This is a genomic window from Vibrio sp. FF145 (genome assembly GCF_041439075.1).
GTDB classification, from domain to species: Bacteria; Pseudomonadota; Gammaproteobacteria; order Enterobacterales; family Vibrionaceae; genus Vibrio; species Vibrio tasmaniensis_A.
Genome location: NZ_JBGONH010000116.1, coordinates 1 through 2,180 on the forward strand (window position 1 = coordinate 1; position 2,180 = coordinate 2,180).

Annotated in this window: 5 protein-coding genes; 2 read left to right on the forward strand and 3 right to left on the reverse strand. The window is 38.5% G+C overall.

The genetic code is table 11. The features are described from left to right. Positions 1 to 237 precede the first annotated feature (237 nt). Positions 238 to 564, reverse strand: coding sequence for a hypothetical protein (locus tag ACED42_RS21670; RefSeq protein ID WP_086716329.1), 327 nt, complete (start codon positions 562 to 564; stop codon positions 238 to 240). 145 nt (positions 565 to 709) lie between these two features. Between ACED42_RS21670 and ACED42_RS21675 the strand changes: the two genes are divergently transcribed. Then, entirely contained in the window at positions 710 to 949 is a 240-nt protein-coding gene (locus tag ACED42_RS21675) for a CopG family ribbon-helix-helix protein (protein WP_086716332.1), read from the forward strand. Then, the gene (locus tag ACED42_RS21680; RefSeq protein WP_086716333.1) at positions 939 to 1,223 is read left to right on the forward strand and encodes a type II toxin-antitoxin system RelE/ParE family toxin; all 285 of its coding nucleotides are present in this window, start codon (positions 939 to 941) and stop codon (positions 1,221 to 1,223) included. The genes ACED42_RS21675 and ACED42_RS21680 overlap by 11 nt, the downstream gene beginning before the upstream one ends. A 167-nt stretch (positions 1,224 to 1,390) precedes the next feature. On the opposite strand, the gene ACED42_RS21685 is transcribed toward ACED42_RS21680, so the two are convergent. Next, on the reverse strand, positions 1,391 to 1,603 hold the full coding sequence (locus ACED42_RS21685; RefSeq protein WP_371704128.1) for a hypothetical protein: 213 nt from the start codon (positions 1,601 to 1,603) through the stop codon (positions 1,391 to 1,393). Between the two features lie 9 nt (positions 1,604 to 1,612). Continuing rightward, positions 1,613 to 1,876 (reverse strand): hypothetical protein, encoded by a 264-nt coding sequence (locus ACED42_RS21690; protein ID WP_371704129.1) that lies wholly within the window; start codon positions 1,874 to 1,876, stop codon positions 1,613 to 1,615. Positions 1,877 to 2,180: the final 304 nt, after the last annotated feature.

Sequence of the window (2,180 nt, forward strand, 5' to 3'; positions counted from 1 at the left end):
GCTCTGTCCAAAACATCTTGAATCCAAACAGAGTGCAGGAGTACTTGAAGTGCTTTAACGATATGGCTATCATGAAAGGACTTAACGGGCTTCAATCGTTTAAGTATTCCGAAATAAACCGCCCTGCAAGGCGGTTTTTTCACATCTAGGGCAAAAGGTTACGACTTAACGATAAAGATCTCAACGATCATTTTTGTGATCACCTTGTTCGCACAACAAAAAACGCCTAAATAGAGTCTAAAATTGATAATCCTCATAGATTCCATAAATCCCGTCACACATTCTTTTTTTCTGATCAATTTTAAAATCTAAATAAAACACCTCCATTGCTTTAAACATTTTATCGCGCTCATATTTCATCTTGCTTGCTGGCATTTTTTCAATCTCATACTCTTGAAGTAGCATCAGCGATTCAAAAAGCGATTTTTTTATATAGTCATTTTCGTAGTAGCTTGCACACGCTGCTGTATATCCGGCAATTTTTCCATCTTGATATTCATTTTCACCGTCAGAAAAAACAGGTGCAGCAAAAAACATTAGCGCGATAATTAATTTTTTTTTCATTGTTAACCTTACTCGAACAGTAACGGCCAATGGCCGAAAGTAACAGGGAACCCACTTAAGAAAAAATCCTATCAAGTCTACAAAATTTAGTAGTAATGATTACTTTGTATTACAATGTAATTAACGTAATACAAGGAGGCTTATTATGCCATCTATGTCAGTCAGAATCCCCGAAGATATTGAACAAAAACTAACATTACTTGCAGAGTCCACGGGGCGAACAAAGTCATGGATTACCAACCAAGCAATTCAAGATTACTTAGTTCGTGAGCTTTGGCAGATAAATGAAATCAAAGATGCACTGCATGAAGCTGACTCAGGACAGTTTGCTAACAAGGACGATGTACAAGACGCATTTTCTAAGTGGGGTGTAAATGCAGATTAAGTGGCTTAAAAAAGCCTTAATCAATTTAGAGCAGTCTGCAGAGTATTTACACGAACATAACCCACAATCATCACGTGAGTTTGTTCAAGAAGTCTATGACTTAACAAATCTTCTAAAAACCAATCCTGCGATGGGTCGTCCTGGTCGAGTCTTTGGAACAAGAGAGCTTGTCCTAAATAAGTTTCCTTACCTAATACCTTATCGAGTAAAAAATAACTGTATTGAGATTTTAAGAATATTCCCTACTCGCATGTCTCAACCAGAGTTTTGGTAAGGATAGTTTGAGGCTAATCTTGGTCTGAGACCAAAGTTTTCACTATCATCATCAAAAGTAAGATCTTCATAATTTCTGTTGTGTTCACTCACGTGACTGCGTAACGAAGAACGGCTCCCAATAGGGAGCCGTTCTTGTGTCTAAATCTGGCTTCGCACTAAGTGAACTTATGTGAAATCGGATGATAGAACTTCACCAGTATCATCTACTTCATCTGTATCAATGCTAACTTCACTCTCATGACCGTACTCTGGACACACAACGCCCCCTGTGTATGAGTACGAAGTTGTATGAGAGCCAGAGTTACCATTACTTTCTCTTTCCAATTCACTCAAATCAATATCAAATTCATGTGAACAATTGTCATTAGGACACTCCATTTATTCCCCCTAGCCTCGACTGTAAGATTCAAGGACACCATCTTGGTAACCCATAGCGAAAGCTGCCTGTACACTCTTATGTCGAACCGTTCCAGCCTGACTGTCAGGTAAAGCATCAAAATCAATAGAAACTGATGGCTCTTTCAATAACCCCAACCTCTTGCCCTCATCATATGCGCAGCCAGCACATTTGTGACGACCATTAAATTTACTTTGGTCATGAGGTAGCCCATCAAACGTAGAACTATAGCGATGTGTTGAATTACAAGTCATAACAATTAATCATCCTCTTTTAGTCAGCCAATAATTGGGCTGCAAATCTTATTTTAAGCCAACATAAACTATTGATAGAAATAATACCTTTTTGAAATATTGTTCAACTCCTCAAAAATCGGTGTTCATTATTCCTATTATGTTAAACGGGCGAGTTAGCTACCCAAAACAGCCCTCAGAACCCCTCAAACGCTCTTAGCGAAGATTTTGGACACTTGATCAAGGCAATACACCTCCACACTGCCTTGTAAGTTTGTGACGCTTTTAGAGCGATTCACAGAACGAATTAACATCGTTCAAACTC

Excerpts from the sequence above, each read along its gene's own strand:
- ACED42_RS21675 (WP_086716332.1), top strand. The coding sequence starts at position 710 with ATGCCATCTATGTCAGTCAGAATCCCCGAAGATATTGAACAAAAACTA.
- ACED42_RS21690 (WP_371704129.1), bottom strand. The coding sequence starts at position 1,876 with ATGACTTGTAATTCAACACATCGCTATAGTTCTACGTTTGATGGGCTA.
- ACED42_RS21680 (WP_086716333.1), top strand. The coding sequence starts at position 939 with ATGCAGATTAAGTGGCTTAAAAAAGCCTTAATCAATTTAGAGCAGTCT.
- ACED42_RS21670 (WP_086716329.1), bottom strand. The coding sequence starts at position 564 with ATGAAAAAAAAATTAATTATCGCGCTAATGTTTTTTGCTGCACCTGTT.
- ACED42_RS21685 (WP_371704128.1), bottom strand. The coding sequence starts at position 1,603 with ATGGAGTGTCCTAATGACAATTGTTCACATGAATTTGATATTGATTTG.